Origin of the sequence: Vibrio sp. Vb2880 (assembly GCF_033337975.1) — a bacterium.
GTDB classification, from domain to species: Bacteria; Pseudomonadota; Gammaproteobacteria; order Enterobacterales; family Vibrionaceae; genus Vibrio; species Vibrio alginolyticus.
In genome coordinates this window covers 231,163-247,911 of the sequence record NZ_JAWORT010000003.1, presented here as the reverse complement: position 1 = coordinate 247,911, position 16,749 = coordinate 231,163, and the positions used below count along the sequence as shown (strand labels likewise).

Genomic DNA, 16,749 nt, shown 5'->3' with positions numbered 1-16,749 from the left:
AAGGTTATCGTATGAATATTGCCATTATTACTGCCTGTCCGAGCGGTGTAGCAAATAGCATCCTTGCGGCAGGATTACTAGAACAAGCCGCCGCAAAATTAAACTGGAATGCCAAAATAGAATGTCAATCAAGTGTGGTTGAACCAACACTATTGACGGAAGCTGACGTTGAACAAGCCGAAGTCATTGTCATTGCGGCAAATACTAGCGTCGACACTTCTCGTTTTGTAGGAAAAAAGGTTTACCAAGCGGAAATTAGCGAAATAGCAAAAGACGCAACTGCGTTTCTCCAGCAAGCGGTTGAAAACGCCACTTTACTTGAAAAAGCAACCACACTTGCAGCCCCTATCATTGCTGAAGCAACATCAGCATCAAAGAAGATTGTTGCAATCACGGCATGCCCTACTGGCGTTGCGCATACCTTTATGGCGGCAGATGCTTTAGAAGAAGAAGGCAAGCGTCGTGGCCATCAAATCAAGGTGGAAACTCGTGGTTCAGTTGGCGCTAAAAACCAACTGACTGAGCAAGAAATTGCAGATGCCGATCTGGTGATCATTGCTGCGGATATTGAAGTGCCACTTGATCGCTTTAACGGCAAAAAGATGTACCACACGAAAACAGGTCCAGCTCTGAAAAAAACAGCCGTAGAGATGGACAAAGCATTCGAGCAAGCCACTGTGTATCAGCATTCTGGTTCAGCTAACTCTTCATCTACCACCGAAGAGAAAAAAGGCGCTTACAAACACCTAATGACGGGTGTTTCGCACATGCTTCCTGTCGTCGTTGCAGGTGGTTTGATCATCGCTCTATCTTTCGTGTTCGGTATTGAAGCATTTAAAGAAGAAGGCACACTAGCAGCAGCCTTGATGAACATTGGTGGTGGCTCTGCATTCGCATTGATGATTCCTGTACTTGCTGGCTATATTGCGTTTTCAATCGCTGACCGTCCTGGTCTGGCTCCTGGTCTTGTTGGTGGTATGCTAGCAAGTTCTACTGGCGCAGGTTTCCTTGGCGGTATCGCGGCTGGTTTCATTGCTGGTTACGCAGCGAAACTCCTCGCAGATAAGGTGAAACTGCCACAATCTATGGAGGCGCTTAAACCGATTCTGATCATTCCATTTGTGGCAACATTGTTCACTGGTCTTGTGATGATCTACATCGTAGGCGGCCCAGTTTCAGGCATCATGAACGGCCTGACTGACTTCCTAAACAACATGGGTTCTGACAGTGCAGTACTACTGGGTATTATCCTTGGCGCAATGATGTGTTTCGACCTAGGAGGCCCGGTAAACAAAGCCGCTTACGCATTTGGTGTTGGCCTTCTGGCTTCACAAACTTACGCGCCAATGGCGGCAATCATGGCCGCAGGTATGGTTCCTGCGCTAGGTATGGGTTTAGCGACCTTCATTGCGAAGAACAAATTTGAACAAAATGAACGTGAGGCAGGTAAAGCATCATTTGTCTTGGGCCTTTGTTTCATCTCTGAAGGCGCAATTCCATTTGCTGCGAAAGATCCAATGCGCGTGATTCCATCTTGTATGGCAGGTGGCGCACTTACTGGTGCCCTATCGATGCTATTCGGTGCGAAATTAATGGCACCACACGGCGGTCTATTCGTGCTGCTAATTCCTAACGCAATTTCACCAGTATTAATGTATTTAGTGGCTATTGCAGCAGGTACAGCGGTAACTGGCTTTACTTACGCATTCTTAAAAAGCAAAGCAGAAGCGAAACAAGAAGTCGCAGCTTAATTAGAGCGACTCCGGTTAACAATGCCACCCTCGAATTTGGCATTTAGCACCTCCCTTTAATTCCGGTTAAGGGAGGTGTTTTTTATTCCACAGCCGGAACGGCTACAATGTCTACTTCCCCACTGCTCATATCCACCGTTGCTTGATAAGCGCTATGCGGGTCACCGTAGTGCTTGAAGGTAAAGTGGTAAACGTTAGCTGGCGTCCACAAGGTTTTTGATTCTGCGGGCAGAATGTCATAGCCGTCTTGCTGATAAAGCTCTGTCGCCATTACATTTGCGATTGCCGCCTGCTGGTTAGCGTCTCGATCCACCTTTGGCTCTAGTGACGGGTTACTTGGATAAGACTCACCGTTGTAACTCATGAGTCGATATGAGCCATTACTCCAAACGATAAAGTCCTGCCAACCATTACTGTAACTGTTGGCTAGTACAATAGGCGTGCGAGTTACCGACATTCGATTAATAACGTTTCCCTCATTATCAAACATATATGCAGAGCAGCCACCACTACCACAGAAATAGCGATCTTGAAGCAACACTATGTGTTCTGTCTTTCCGTCGCTGTTTAGGTCGGCGCTACCCGATAGATAACGTAGATTGTCTTGCTCGAGCGACAGCCCTTCAGGGGCTAAAACCTTACTATCAATCCAACTGGAAATGACTTCAGCACTAACACTGTTGATTTTAGGGGCAGGTTGTTTGGTTTCTGTCGGCATGCTATCCGTCGCGGTGCAGCCAACCAAGGTGAAAGAACCAACGAAGAAGAGTCCGTTTAATATGCGCTTATTCATGTAATCTCAATCTTTGATGTGTCGTTACATCAGTATACGCATGATTTGCATTGTAATCGTAAGAAAATCATTAAAATCAAGCAAATGAATGGTTTGGTATATATTAGTAAGATCAAAAAAGCCCCGAAGAAAACCTTCAGGGCTAGGCAGGAAGCTGGCAAATAGCCAGGAGTCCCTATGCAGTGGTCGGTTTTACCCTAAACAGAATTGCAAACATCACTGGCACCACTATCAGTGTCAGTACAGTAGCAAAACCAAGACCTGCCATAATCGTTATTGCCATCGAGCCAAAGAAGGCGTCGAAGACCAGTGGTATCATCCCCAAGATAGTTGTTAGGGCAGCCATACTTACCGGACGAACGCGGCTTATCGCACTATCGACAATCGCGAGGTAAGGATCTTTACCTGACTCCAACTCAAGGTTAATTTGGTCAAGCAACACAATACCGTTTTTCAAAATCATGCCACTTAGGCTTAACAAACCAAGGAATGCTGTAAAACTGAACGGCATGTTCGTGGTAAGCAAACCAAAAGCAACGCCAATGATCGCTAACGGAACGGTGAACCAAATGACCAACGGCTTTTTGATTGAGTTAAACAATAAAATAGTAATGATGAACATCAACAAGTAACCCATCGGCAATGAACCGAATAGGCCTTCTTGTGCATCTTTGGATGATTCGTACTCACCACCCCATGTGATTTCGTATCCTTCTGGAACATGCAATGCCATCACTTTAGGCTGTACACGAGCAAATAAGCTTGCTGCCGTGTCGTCACTCAACACATCATGGTCCGCGAGAACAGTTAACGTACGCTTACGGTCACGACGCTGAATTAGCGGCTCACTCCAATCCAGTTGAACGCCATCAATCACTTGATCAACCGGAATATACGTTTGCAACGAAGGACTCCAAATGGTCACGTTTTGTAGTGATTCAAAATCTACGCGTTCTTCTTCAGGAAGGCGTGTCATAATTGGCAACGTATGTGTACCATCACGCAAGTAACCTAAGGTGCTACCACCAAACGCCATTTGCAGTGTGCTTGAAAGATCTTCTTTCGAAATACCTAAGCGACGAGCTTTAGACTCATTGAAAGCGGGTACAAGTTCCTTGGTGCGCTCTCGCCAATCGTGACGAATGTTTCGGGCACCAGGGTCGGTATGAAGGATGTCTTCAACTTGCACCGCCAAGTCACGTAAAACTTGTGGATCAGGGCCAGTAATACGCGCTTCGATCTTAGACGCTGGTGACGGGCCGAATTCCATCAACTTGAACTGGAACGTTGGTTTGTCGAACGTCTTCGCTAGGTTGTCGTCCAACTTGTGCAACAGCTCAAACATGTTCTCACGGTCCGTAGTACGAACTTGGAACTGAGCGTAGGCTTCGTAACTCTTCTCTGGTTGGTAAGTCAGAGCGAAACGCTGCAAACCTTGACCAATCGACGCTGATACAAAGTCAATGTTGTCTTGAGTACGAATGTAGCTTTCAACTTCTTCCGCTTTCTTGATGGTCTCGCGAATGTCAGTGCCCTCTGGCATCCACATATCAACGTAGAACATCGGCGTGTTTGACGGCGGGAAGAACTGTTGCTTCACACTGCCAAACGCAACCACAGCACCAACTAGCAGCGCCACCATGCCTGCTACCGTTAACCAACGGAAACGAAGCGCAAGTTTAAGAGACGCACCAAACGCGACGAACAGCCAACCTTTGTATGGGTCTTCATCTTCTGCATCTGCGTTCTTGTCTTCTTCTTTCAATAGAAGATCGGCTAGGAATGGCGTTAGCGTAATCGCCGTAATCCAGCTCAAGAATAGCGAGAAACACAGCACCCAGAACAGAGAGCCCATGAACTCACCAGTCGCATCTTGTGACAAGCCGATAGGTGCAAAAGCCGTAATTGCAATAACAGTTGCGCCCAGCAAAGGCCATTGTGTTTGCTTTACAATATCGACAGCCGCTTGAACTTTGGTACGCCCTTTCTTTAGGCCAACCAATATGCCTTCCACGACAACAATCGCGTTATCAACCAGCATACCCAAGGCAATAATTAACGCTCCAAGAGAAATACGATGCAGTTCGATGTTGTTGTAATTCATCAAAATGAAGGTACCAAATACCGTCAATAACAACACAACTCCAATGATGACACCACTGCGTAAACCCATAGTAAACAGCAACACAATGATTACGATCGCCACTGCCTCCGCTAGACTAATTACAAACGCTTTAACAGATTCATCCACCTCATTGGCTTGGTTGTAAAAGTAGTTCATATCGATGCCAGCAGGCTTGATAGACTCAAGGCTCGCGAGCTCCGCATCCAAACGTTCACCAACCTCAACCACGTTCACACCCGATGCAAACGAGATACCGATATTAATCGCTTTTTGACCGTTAAAGAGTACGACGTTGCCTGGCTTCTCTTGAATACCGCGAGAAATCGTTGCTACGTCTTTTAGACGAATTAGATTTCCTGTGTCACGGCCATGAATGATCAGATTTTCTAGTGCTTCTACAGTGTTTAAGGTGCCGCTTGGGCGAATAACAAGGCTTTCGCCATTGACCATCACTTCACCAGCTGAAACCACATTGTTTTGCTGGTTCAACAAGCTCGAAACCACATTCATGTCTAAGTTCAGTGCAGCAAGGCGATCAAGTGAGATCTCAACGAATAGCATTTCTTGCTGATCGCCCGTGATGTCTACCTTACCAACACCATCAACAAGCTCGATTTCACGGGTCAGGTAATCCGCATAACGTTTCAGCTCTACATAGTCGTAATCGTCACCAGTGAGCATTAACATCACGCCATAAACGTCACCGAAATCATCAATGATCTGTAAAGACTGAACACCTTGAGGCAATGATGGTCGTAAATCATTAATTTTACGGCGCATCTCATCCCAAATTTGCGGCAGTTCATCAGGACCATAGTCCATTTCCATGCTCACCGTTATTTGAGACATACCATTAGAAGACGTAGAGGTAATTTTGTCGATATAAGGGAGTTTTCGAATCTCTTTTTCTAGAGGATACGTCAGCTCTTCTTCAACTTCTTTTGACGTCGCGCCAGGGTATGTTGAGATGATCATGGCATCTTTGATCGTAAATGCCGGGTCTTCTAATCGTCCCAGCTCCAAAAATGACGTTAAACCACCAACAGCAAGGATAATAATGAACAACCAGCTGATGACTTTGTTTTTTATTGAATACTCAGCAATGTTCATTATTGGTTATTCTCCACAACATCCACATGTTTACCTTCGCGTAATTTACGCAGATTTGAATTAATCAGAATATCGCCCTGGCTAACACCTGACGACACAATGGCTCCATTGCCATTCACTTGAGAAATCATGACAGGCACCCGTGTGACAATGTCACCTTCTTTTTTCCACACAAAGAACTCATTCCCTTCACTGCCTGCTTGAAGCGCCGTGACAGGCACACTGTAACCATCGATAGAGGTAATGCCCGCCTTCACCATATCGACCAAAAGGCTTACGCTGGTTCCCGGCAATATCTCTGTTTTTAGCTGTGGCATCGTCAAGTACATTTCGTAGGTTTGAGTTTCAGCGTTGGGTTCACTTGTGTGCTCTAAATAGTCCAAAGCAAATCTGCCATCGATGCCGGAGAAGGTTGCTCTAGGCTTGTAGCTCATGCTGTCTGAGTTTGGGTCTACCATCGCTAAAACATTGTCGGAAAGCTCAATACGCACGTAAACCAAATCGTTTTGGTATAGGTTTAACACGGGTTCACCAATTGCCACACGCTCAAAGCGTTCTTTGAAAACATCGGATACTTTACCGGCGAACGGGGCGAATAAACGGGTGTAATTCAATTGATTGGTCGCGTTATAGAAAGTAGCCTCAGCTAGCTCTTTATTGGCGGTTAGCTCATCAAGTTCCGCTTTTGAAATCATTTGACGTGCATGCAAGTCTTCACCGCGTTTAAGCTGACGAATTGCAAGTGTGTATTGTGCTTCTGCGTCATTCACGGCTTGCTTCTCTTTGCTATCATCTAGCTTTGCGATCATTTGCCCCTGCTTCACAACGTCACCCGCTTTAACCAATACGTGCTGAACTTCCCCAGCGCGGCGAAATGCCATTGGCGTTTGCTCTGCAGGCACTACTATGCCTTTGAACGCGCGATGTTGACTTTGTACTGGTGCATCCACCGAGATAGTCGACACAAAAAGTGACTGCTCGACTATAGCTTGGTTTTCATTTTTGCACCCTGTTAAAACTGCAAGTGCAATCGCAGAGATCGTAAGTAGAGAACGTTTCATTAAATGCCTCCCTCACGAACCCAAGCTTTCACCACTTGTCCTTCAACCAGTCTCTCAACACCAGCAATAACAACGTAATCATTGTTATCAAGCCCGGCTTTCACACCACCTGCTGCGTCAAGTGACACAGTGACTTTATTGACCTGCTGCGTGCTTCTGTCCATTACCCAAACTTCACCTTGCGTCCCATTTTTGTTGACCCAAGCAGACTGAGGTAACGTCATCGCGTCCGATACATGTTGTTTAGCAATGTGTACCTGCCCTGTCATACCTGTCAGCAAATTGCGATCTTCTGGTCGAGTGATGGTCACGATCGCCTCATAACTATTGGTATCGATGTTTGGCTGCGTCGAAATTTCTTTAAATTGCCCAGGAATACGTTTTCTTGGCTCGCTATCCATCGTCACCCACATATCGGAGTTTTGCAGTGACTCAAGTGATACAGATTCCGCATAACTTACTGGCAAGGTGAACGACACATCCAACGTCGTGTTATCAATGAGATTCAAGATCTCCTGCTTCTCTGCTACTACCTGAAACGGGTTGACATAGGTATATGACACAATGCCATCAAACGGTGCATGAATTTTGGTATAGCTCAAATCGGTTTTAGCTTGTTCGTAGTTCGCCAATGCCGCTTTATATTGAGTTTCTTTCTGATCGTACTCATCAGTACTAATGAGTTTTTTTCCGTAAAGGTTTTTCGCGCGGTCCCATTGTGTTTTCGCTAACGCGTACTGCGCTTGAGCGGCATCTGACGCAAGCTGAAGATCTTTAGGGTCTAACGTTGCGAGCACTTCACCTTTTTGGACCTTTTGACCCATGCGTACACGTAATTCATCTACCTCTCCACCAACCTGAAAAGAAAGCTGCGCGCGATGTGTTGCATCAATACGCGCTAAAAAGGCGTGCGAGTCTTCAAGTTCTAGGTCTTTCACCGCCAGTAATTTTACAGGTTTGATTAAAGGTTCAGACGGCTCAGAAATGGCTTTATTACACCCAGTTAGCATCCCAGAAAGACTTAATGTCACCACTGCGCCAACTAAAGTGCGCCTTAAATATTGTTTTCGCACCCGCTTTCTCCGTAGGTTTTATATATTACACAACCGTGCAGTATAAGCAGAATTTGAAATTGATCAACATATTTTCCAGGTGGATAGCAAATTAATTAGTCAAAGCGTTCGGTTTCTGGTAAAAGTAAGCGCGTGATTAATATTCGGGAAAATTCGAACTATGAATGAAAGAAAGCAGGGGCGTAGAAGTGCTGAAGCAGCAGAACAAACTAAGTGTCTGATCCTTAAAGTGGCAGCAGATATGTTTTGTGAACTTGGTTACGAGCGTGTCTCGCTGCGCAATATCAGTGAAAAGGCTGGTGTTTCACATAGTTTGATCCGTCACCACTTCGGCAGCAAAGAGAAAATCTGGCAAGCGGTTAGCGATGCAATGGACGAGTTCATGCAGTGCTATATGGCTGAACTCATCAATGAAATGCCGGAGAACACACCTTCGAATAGAAAAATTTATCTGTTTATGGTTCGCATGCTAGCATTTGCTCTCGTCAATCCTCATCCAGTACAGATGATCGCCGATGCCATTCGACAAGGCGATGACGGTGCTCTGCTGCAGTATTTCTTAAAGTCAAAAGATGAGTTCGCTGCGATATTTACCGGAATTTTCGAGCAGTACAACAGCGAAAACCCTAATGCACAGTTTGATCAGTGGGAATCAAAGTGGCAAATGTTGATCTTCGCACATGGTGCTGTCAGTCTCGCACCAATGATGCAAGAAACATGGCCGGATATTGCAGATAATCGCGAAAAACTGCTGATCAAGCATTGGGAATTGTTTAATACCATTATGGCCTCTCAATTTGGGATCCCAAAAGAAGAGATGATTCATCCGGAAAAGCTTGAAGATATCGTTATTGATATGTGCTGTACTATTGATGAAGCAGTAAACTAAAAGCAAACAAGCGAAAAGAAGACATAAAAATGCCGAGCTACAAAGCTCGGCATTTTTGTTTCAATTCGTTTTAACCACGGTAGTAGCGTTGTGGTACGAACGGCATTTTTTCAACTGTCATTGGTAGCATTTTGCCACGCACTTCAGCGAACACTTCAGTACCAATCGCCGCCAAATCCGCACGAACATACCCCATTGAGACTGGCTTACCTGCATTCGGGCCCGCCGTACCGCTGGTTACAACGCCAATTTTAACGCCGTCAGCATCAAACAGTTCAACACCTTCACGCACTGGCGCTTTGGTTTGACCTACTAGACCCACACGCTTACGCGCCACATCTTTAGTCTCAATCTGCTTAAGAATAATGTCTGCGCCAGGGAAACCACCTTCACGTTCACCACCAATACGACGAACTTTTTGGATACCCCATAGCAAGCTCGCTTCAACAGGTGTTGTTGTTGTGTCTAGGTCATGACCGTATAGACAAAGGCCACACTCAAGACGAAGTGAATCACGAGCACCAAGGCCAATCCATTCAACTTCATCTTCCGCAGTCAGTTTACGTGCTAGCTCTTCCGCTTTGTCAGCAGGAACCGAGATTTCGTAACCGTCTTCGCCTGTATAACCACTACGAGAAACAATGCACTCGGCGCCTAAAATATCGACTTTACGAATATCCATGAACAGCATTTCAGAAACTTCTGGTGCAAAACGCGCCAATACAGCCGCCGCTTTAGGGCCTTGGATTGCAAGTAGAGCTCGGTCTTCGATAATTTCTAGCTCAACACCAGATGGTAAATGCGCTTGTAGGTGTGCGATATCTTGCGCTTTACATGCTGCGTTCACAACCACAAACAGATGATCGCCTAGGTTAGCCACCATCAAGTCGTCCATGATGCCGCCCTCTTCATTAGTGAAAAAAGCGTAACGCTGTTTACCAGACTCAAGAGCCACAATATCCACTGGGACTAATGTTTCTAGGAACGCAGCTGCACCGTCACCAATTAGGCGAAGCTGTCCCATGTGAGAAACATCAAACAGACCTGCCGCATCACGAGTATGTAAGTGTTCCTTCTTTACGCCTAGAGGATACTGAACAGGCATATCGTAACCCGCGAACGGGACCATTTTGGCACCAACTTCAACGTGAAGTGCGTGTAGTGGTGTTTTCAGTAGTTCTTGAGTCATTTTCGTCTCCATTTAGATAGACCCGAGAATGCTATCGGCATTCGATGTGTTTCCAATAATAAACATGGCTCATTCTATTTTGCACGAACAAGACGTAGATCGACTTGCAAAAGTGTGACTCTTAACATTTTAATCACAACAAATCGTACAAAAAAAGCGCTTTAATGAGCAAGTTCTCATCAAAAAAGCGCCTTTTCATCATAACGACCACCAACAGCAATCGTTTGCTTTCACTATAGGAAATTTACAAGTATTTATCACTATTTGGCTGTCACCCACAAAATGAGCGCATCTTCCTCGCTAACACTGGTCAACATATGTCCCATATTTGCATCGTAATAAACGCTGTCTCCCTCGCTTAAAACAACAGGTTCGTAAAACTCAGAATAGAACATGACCTCACCAGATAAGATAAGCAGAAATTCTTCGCCATCATGACGAACCCAGTCTTTATATTCATCAAAACTACGAGCTCGAATTTGGCTCTTAAACGGCATCATTTTCTTATTGGAAAGTTGTGTCGCGAGCAGTTCATGTTCATAAGTTTGTGTTGGGTGTGGTTTACCTTCATTCTTCTTGGTAACATCCCTACGCCCTGTCGCTACCTTTTTTCTAGGTGGCTCAAATAGTTGCGGCATGTCAATTTGTAAGCCAAGTGCCAATTTTTGCATCGCTTGAAACGTCGGGGAGATCTGCTCATTTTCTATTTTGCTCAGTGTAGATCGAGCAAGCCCGGTTCGCTGACTGGCCTCTTCTAATGTGATACCGAGTTTCGAGCGGATATCCTTAATACGCTGGCCCAGTTTTAACGGCTCGATATTTTGGTCATGTTGCTCTTTTGCCAACGTCATCGATGGGTATTCATCGTAAATACTTTCTGCCATAAATCCCTCTATAGATATCCATATTTTTTGTCTTACTCGCATTGTGCATGAAGCACATAGTGGATAGAAGTCCACCAAGTGAATTAAAGCGTGCTCTTGTTAACAAATTTTGAAATCTTGTTTCCTATAGGAAATTTTTGGTTGATTGTTCCCGTCACAGGCGCTATGTTACCAACTTGTTAGATGTAGAGATGCATATTTCCGTAAGAGATTGGTAAAGGAAACACGCAATCCAACGGAGTTTTTGCCCAAATTTAGGGCCGGATGTTCACTCTGTTCTGCTACGCAGTTCAGCTGTTTTTGAGGACAAATGAACCACAACCGCAAATCATAACTCATCTATTGCGGGTTCATTTTCAGATTTGGAAGGTCAACTACCATGAATAAGAGTTACCCTAACCACAGCTTGGAAAACTTTTTCTCTACCAACCTCTCTGCGACAGATGATGCTGTCTTTGCTGGAATTCAAGCGGAATCCGCTCGCCAAAACGAACAAATCGAACTTATCGCTTCTGAGAACATTGTTTCTAAAGCGGTAATGCAAGCTCAAGGCACATGCCTAACAAACAAATACGCTGAAGGTTACCCAGGTCGCCGTTACTATGGTGGTTGTGAGCACGTAGATACAGTGGAAGCCATTGCTATCGAACGCGCAAAAAAACTTTTTAATTGTGAATACGCAAACGTTCAACCACACTCAGGCGCGCAAGCAAACGGCGCAGTAAAACTGGCACTGCTTCAACCTGGTGACACCATTCTTGGTATGTCTTTAGACGCAGGTGGTCACCTGACGCACGGTGCACGCCCTGCACTTTCTGGTAAATGGTTTAACGCAGTTCAATACGGTGTTGATCGCGAAACACTGGAAATCAACTACGAAGATGTTCGTGAGCTAGCACTTGAGCACCAACCTAAAATGATCATCGCAGGTGGTAGCGCCATTCCACGTACTATCGACTTTGCAAAATTCCGTGAAATCGCAGACGAAGTAAATGCAATTCTTATGGTCGACATGGCGCACATCGCTGGTCTTATCGCAACAGGCGCACACCCTAGCCCACTGCCACACGCACACGTTGTTACGACTACAACACACAAAACATTGCGTGGCCCTCGCGGCGGTATGATTCTTACTAACCACGAAGACATCATTAAGAAAATCAACTCAGCCGTATTCCCTGGCCTACAAGGCGGCCCACTGATGCACGTTATCGCAGCCAAAGCGGTCGCATTTGGTGAGGCGCTTGGCCCTGAATTTAAAACTTATATTGATTCGGTGATCAATAACGCAAAAGTCCTAGCGGAAGTATTGCAAACTCGCGGTTGCGACATCGTAACTGGTGGCACAGACACGCACCTAATGCTGGTTGACCTTCGTCCGAAAGGGTTGAAAGGCAATAAAGCAGAAGAAGCTCTAGAGCGTGCTGGGATCACATGTAACAAAAATGGCATCCCATTCGATACAGAGAAGCCTATGATTACATCGGGCATCCGTTTAGGAACGCCTGCGGGTACAAGCCGCGGCTTTGGCGCTGAAGAATTCAAACTCATCGGTAATTGGATTGGTGACGTACTGGACGGTTTAGTGAACAACCCTGAAGGTGACGCAGAAGTTGAAAAACGCGTTCGCAAAGAAGTAAAAGAACTTTGCAGTCGCTTTCCTCTATACCAGTAAACGATTTTTTTGAAATCATAATAATTCCTGACAAGTTATTCGGAGATTAAGCAATGGACAAAACACTGAAGTTTGCAGATAGCCACGAGTGGGTACGTGACAACGGTGACGGCACAGTAACAATTGGTATTTCTGAGCATGCACAAGAAATGCTAGGTGACGTGGTATTCGTTGACCTACCAGACGTAGAAGACGAAGTTGAAGCAGGTGAAAGCTTCTCTCTCGTTGAATCTGTAAAAGCAGCGTCAGACATCTACGCACCAATCACTGGTGAAATCGTAGAAATCAATGAAGAACTAGAAGACAGCCCAGAGCTAATTAACGAAGAGCCGTACGAAGGTGGCTGGATCGTAAAAGTGAAGATGTCTGATGTATCTGAACTAGATAACCTGAAAGACGCAGACGAATACCTAAACTCTATCGAAGAAGAGTAATTAGGATGTGACGAAAGCTGTTCCCTAGCCTGTTTAGAGAACAGCTTTTTTTCTAGGTTCGGACGTATAATTTAATTTATCAGTAACGCAAATCCGTTACCCGAACCAAGGAGTAGGTAAAGGACAATGACTGAATTACTTCAAAGCCTCAGCACACAAAACGAGTTCGTTGCTCGCCACAATGGACCAAACAAATCTGACCAACAGAAAATGTTGGAAGCGATCAACGCAGTTAGCCTAGATTCGCTTATCGACGAAACCGTACCAGCACAAATTCGCCTAGAGCAACCAATGAGCTTGGCAGAAGCGAAAAGCGAAGCAGACATGCTGGCAGCCATGCGTAAGTTCGCCGATCAGAACCAAGTTAAACGTACATTCATTGGTCAGGGTTACTACAACACCTTCACGCCGAACGTGATTCTACGCAACGTGATGGAAAACCCGGGCTGGTACACTGCTTACACCCCTTACCAACCAGAGATCTCACAAGGTCGTTTAGAAGCACTTCTAAACTACCAACAAATGGTGATGGATCTTACTGGTATGGAAATCGCGAACGCGTCATTGCTTGATGAAGCAACGGCAGCAGCAGAAGCGATGACACTTTGTAAGCGTGCGGGTAAAAGCAAGAGCAACGTATTCTTCGTTGCTGACGACGTTCACCCACAAACCATCGAAGTGGTAAAAACTCGTGCGAAATTCATCGGCTTTGAAGTCTTGGTTGGTTCTTTAGAATCACTACCAGAGCAAGACGTGTTCGGCGCACTAGTTCAATACCCAAGTACAACAGGTGAAGTTCGTGACCTAACGGACATCATCGCTAAAGCGCAAGCAAACAAAACACTAGTGACTGTAGCAACGGACCTTCTTGCTTCTACCCTGCTTAAACCTGCAGGTGAAATGGGCGCAGACGTAGCAATCGGTTCAGCACAACGTTTTGGCGTGCCGATGGGTTACGGCGGTCCACACGCTGCTTTCATGGCAACGCGTGATAAGCACAAGCGTACAATGCCTGGTCGTGTTATCGGTGTTTCTATCGATACCAACGGTAACCAAGCACTGCGTATGGCAATGCAAACGCGTGAACAGCACATCCGTCGTGAAAAAGCGACATCAAACATCTGTACTGCTCAAGCACTGCTAGCGAACATGGCGTCTTTCTACGCGGTTTACCACGGCGCAGAAGGTCTACGCACGATTGCTCGTCGTACGCACCATATGACAGCCATCCTAGCCGCTGGCCTAACTAAAGGCGGCTTCGAGCTTGCTCACAACAGCTTCTTCGACACCATCACTATCAACACAGGTGCACAAACTGAAGACCTATACGCGAAAGCACTAGCCGCAGACATCAACCTACGTAAGTTGGGTACTCAGCTAGGTGTGAGCTTCGACGAAACCACAACCGTGGCAGATGTAGAAGCCCTATTCGCAGTATTCGGTGTGAAAGAAGAAGTCGCAGCACTATCAACTGAAATCGCAGGCAACGAGTTTGCAGCCATTCCAGAAGCATTGCGCCGCACAACAGAATATCTAACACACCCTGTGTTTAACACGCACCACAGCGAAACACAGATGATGCGTTACCTAAAACAGCTAGAGAACAAAGACTTCTCACTCACGCACGGCATGATCCCACTGGGCAGCTGTACGATGAAGCTGAACGCAGCAGCAGAGATGATCCCAGTAACTTGGCCTGAGTTTGGTTCGATCCACCCGTTCGCACCAGCAGAACAAGCAGCTGGTTACGCTGCACTCGCAAAAGACCTTAAAGAAAAGCTATGTGAAATCACTGGCTATGACGCATTCTCACTACAACCAAACTCTGGTGCATCGGGTGAGTACGCAGGCCTTATCGCGATTCAACGCTACCACGAAAGCCGTGGCGAAGGTCACCGCAACGTATGTTTGATCCCAAGCTCTGCGCACGGTACTAACCCTGCGACAGCATCTATGGTGTCAATGAAAGTGGTTGTGGTTAAGTGTGATGAAGAAGGCAACATCGACATCGACGACCTAGCAGCGAAAATCGAGAAACACAAAGACAACCTATCAAGCATTATGATCACTTACCCTTCTACGCACGGCGTTTACGAAGAGAAAGTGAAAGAAGTGTGTGAAATGGTTCATGCCGCTGGCGGTCAGGTTTACCTAGACGGCGCTAACATGAACGCCCAGGTTGGTCTAACATCACCAGGCTTCATCGGTTCAGACGTTTCTCACCTAAACCTACACAAAACCTTCTGCATCCCGCACGGTGGTGGCGGTCCGGGTATGGGTCCTATCGGTGTGAAATCTCACCTAGCTCCTTTCCTACCAGGGCATATTGAAGACGGTGTAGAAGGCGCAGATTTCGCAGTATCAGCAGCAGATATGGGTAGCGCTTCTATCCTGCCTATCTCTTGGGCTTACATCGCAATGATGGGCGAAGCTGGCCTAACAGATGCTACAAAAGTAGCTATTCTGAACGCAAACTACGTGATGGAAACACTTCGCCAACACTACCCTGTTCTTTACCGTGGCAAAAATGGCCGCGTAGCGCACGAATGTATTATCGACATTCGTCCGCTGAAAGAAGAAACAGGTATCAGCGAAGAAGACATCGCGAAGCGTCTAATGGACTACGGTTTCCACGCACCAACTATGTCGTTCCCTGTAGCGGGCACGCTAATGGTTGAGCCAACGGAATCGGAAGATCTAGAAGAGCTGGACCGCTTCTGTGATGCGATGATCGCTATCCGCGAAGAAATGGAGAAAGTGAAGAACGGTGAATGGCCACTGGATAACAACCCACTTGTTAACGCGCCACACACACAAGTTGATCTTTCAGCTGAAGATTGGGACCGCCCTTATTCTCGCGAGATTGGCTGCTTCCCGTCTAAAGCGACCAAATCTTGGAAGTACTGGCCAACGGTAAATCGCGTGGATAACGTATACGGCGACCGTAACCTAATCTGTTCATGCCCAAGCATCGATAACTACGAAGATTAATTTTTGTAGTCTCTAAATAAACAAAGGCGAACCGATTGGTTCGCCTTTGTTTTTGGTGTGCCGCCCTAACATTTGTTGATACATCGAGAAGGAATGATGGCTAGTTATTGTTTGCACAAAAGTGATTTAGAAATACAGTGACTTCTGGGAACCTTTGAATTAGCACTAATATCTCAGAGCCTTAAAAGCTTGTTGGAAACTCCTCATGAACCTATGTTATGCAGGTGCTATATAGTTTCTAGTTCAGTTGCAGTAAGTCCCATTTATTACCATAGAGATCTTGGAACACCACCACTGTCCCGTATTCTTCCACACGAGGCTCTTCATTAAATACAACACCATTTTTCTTCATCAACTCGTAGTCACGCCAAAAATCATTAGTTTGCAGAAACAGGAAAACACGACCACCTGTTTGATTTCCTACTGCATGCGTTTGTTCCGGTGTACTCGCTTGAGCTAAAAGTAGGTTTGTACCATTGGAGTTTGGAGGAGAAACTTGAACCCAGCGTTTACCACCACCTAGGTTGGTATCTTCAACCAGAGTGAATTGAAGTTTTTGAGTATAGAACTCGATAGCATCGTCGTAATTTTCAACGACTAGAGCAATGTTTCCGATTTGCTGCTGAACAGTTTTGGCCATGATGATTTCCGCTGTGTCAAAACGCTAATTGTACGCTATTTTGAGACTTTTCCAGAAAGCACGTAACGCCTTGCAAATGTTTAAGGCACACAATACGAATGTTTACGCACAGCGCCTTTGCCACTAGAACCTAC

12 protein-coding genes are annotated in these 16,749 nt (G+C 45.8%); 5 read left to right on the top strand and 7 right to left on the bottom strand.

Translation table 11 applies throughout. From position 1 onward, the window contains the following. Positions 1-11: 11 nt before the first annotated feature. Positions 12-1,751 carry a PTS fructose transporter subunit IIBC gene (gene fruA, locus R7M92_RS05025; RefSeq protein WP_318132856.1) on the top strand — a complete coding sequence of 580 codons (1,740 nt, stop codon included), beginning with the start codon at positions 12-14 and terminating at the stop codon, positions 1,749-1,751. Positions 1,752-1,833: 82 nt separating this feature from the next. Here the strand turns inward: fruA and R7M92_RS05020 are convergent, their stop codons facing one another. The 4 genes from R7M92_RS05020 to R7M92_RS05005 form a co-directional block, all read right to left on the bottom strand. After that, entirely contained in the window at positions 1,834-2,544 is a 711-nt protein-coding gene (locus tag R7M92_RS05020) for a hypothetical protein (protein WP_062730997.1), read from the bottom strand. A gap of 175 nt (positions 2,545-2,719) precedes the next feature. Next, positions 2,720-5,779: an efflux RND transporter permease subunit gene (locus R7M92_RS05015; RefSeq protein WP_238844351.1), complete on the bottom strand. Its 3,060-nt coding sequence runs from the start codon at positions 5,777-5,779 to the stop codon at positions 2,720-2,722. Beyond that, complete coding sequence (locus tag R7M92_RS05010; RefSeq protein ID WP_318132853.1) at positions 5,779-6,840, bottom strand: efflux RND transporter periplasmic adaptor subunit; 1,062 nt, start codon at positions 6,838-6,840, stop codon at positions 5,779-5,781. The genes R7M92_RS05015 and R7M92_RS05010 overlap by 1 nt, the downstream gene beginning before the upstream one ends. Further along, complete coding sequence (locus tag R7M92_RS05005; RefSeq protein ID WP_318132852.1) at positions 6,840-7,913, bottom strand: efflux RND transporter periplasmic adaptor subunit; 1,074 nt, start codon at positions 7,911-7,913, stop codon at positions 6,840-6,842. The genes R7M92_RS05010 and R7M92_RS05005 overlap by 1 nt, the downstream gene beginning before the upstream one ends. 160 nt (positions 7,914-8,073) lie before the next feature. Between R7M92_RS05005 and vdeR the strand changes: the two genes are divergently transcribed. After that, entirely contained in the window at positions 8,074-8,802 is a 729-nt protein-coding gene (vdeR, locus tag R7M92_RS05000; RefSeq protein ID WP_005376423.1) for an efflux transporter transcriptional repressor VdeR, read from the top strand. A gap of 70 nt (positions 8,803-8,872) precedes the next feature. On the opposite strand, the gene gcvT is transcribed toward vdeR, so the two are convergent. Both gcvT and R7M92_RS04990 read right to left on the bottom strand, forming a co-directional pair. Next, positions 8,873-9,991 carry a glycine cleavage system aminomethyltransferase GcvT gene (gcvT, locus tag R7M92_RS04995; RefSeq protein ID WP_318132850.1) on the bottom strand — a complete coding sequence of 373 codons (1,119 nt, stop codon included), beginning with the start codon at positions 9,989-9,991 and terminating at the stop codon, positions 8,873-8,875. A gap of 260 nt (positions 9,992-10,251) precedes the next feature. Further along, on the bottom strand, positions 10,252-10,875 hold the full coding sequence (locus R7M92_RS04990; protein ID WP_005376429.1) for a helix-turn-helix domain-containing protein: 624 nt from the start codon (positions 10,873-10,875) through the stop codon (positions 10,252-10,254). Between the two features lie 379 nt (positions 10,876-11,254). On the opposite strand from R7M92_RS04990, the gene R7M92_RS04985 reads away from it, so the two are divergent. From R7M92_RS04985 to gcvP, 3 genes are all read left to right on the top strand, one after another. Then, entirely contained in the window at positions 11,255-12,550 is a 1,296-nt protein-coding gene (locus R7M92_RS04985) for a serine hydroxymethyltransferase (RefSeq protein WP_005376430.1), read from the top strand. 53 nt (positions 12,551-12,603) lie between these two features. After that, a complete protein-coding gene (gcvH, locus tag R7M92_RS04980) occupies positions 12,604-12,984 on the top strand; it encodes a glycine cleavage system protein GcvH (RefSeq protein WP_005376432.1) in 381 nt (126 codons plus the stop codon). Between the two features lie 126 nt (positions 12,985-13,110). Next, on the top strand, positions 13,111-15,975 hold the full coding sequence (gene gcvP / locus R7M92_RS04975) for an aminomethyl-transferring glycine dehydrogenase (RefSeq protein ID WP_017820968.1): 2,865 nt from the start codon (positions 13,111-13,113) through the stop codon (positions 15,973-15,975). 238 nt (positions 15,976-16,213) lie between these two features. Here the strand turns inward: gcvP and R7M92_RS04970 are convergent, their stop codons facing one another. Further along, positions 16,214-16,615, bottom strand: coding sequence for a VOC family protein (locus R7M92_RS04970; RefSeq protein ID WP_005388788.1), 402 nt, complete (start codon positions 16,613-16,615; stop codon positions 16,214-16,216). Positions 16,616-16,749 lie beyond the last annotated feature (134 nt).